The organism is Pseudomonas sp. 2995-3, from assembly GCF_002742565.1.
Taxonomy (GTDB): Bacteria; Pseudomonadota; Gammaproteobacteria; order Pseudomonadales; family Pseudomonadaceae; genus Aquipseudomonas; species Aquipseudomonas edaphica.
This window is the reverse complement of record NZ_LJSB01000397.1, coordinates 1-254: the sequence shown is the minus strand read 5'-3', so window position 1 is coordinate 254 and position 254 is coordinate 1. Positions and strand designations below refer to the sequence as shown.

Sequence of the window (254 nt, the reverse complement as noted above, 5' to 3'; positions counted from 1 at the left end):
TCCTTTGCTTGTCTTTCATGTAATTGCTCCACAAATTCATGAGTGTTATCCATGAAAACACCTCCCTTTCATTCCATACTGTAACCTTTTTAAAATCCAAAGATGCACTATAATTTTTACCTTTAAGTCAGAGAGTCACTTCAATTTTAAAAAAAAGACAGAATATTATACGAAGATATAATATACACCATCTCATTACTGAAATATAATTAATCTTCAAAGAGTGATTTTTCTGACATTTCACTCTTGTTGAT

General features: G+C 29.5%; 1 protein-coding gene. It reads right to left on the bottom strand.

All coding sequences use genetic code 11. The features are described 5' to 3' along the window. A partial coding sequence (locus AOA62_RS32740; protein ID WP_368665720.1) for a DUF4023 family protein occupies nucleotides 1-53 on the bottom strand: 53 nt, incomplete at its 3' end. Between the last annotated feature and the right edge of the window lie 201 nt (nucleotides 54-254).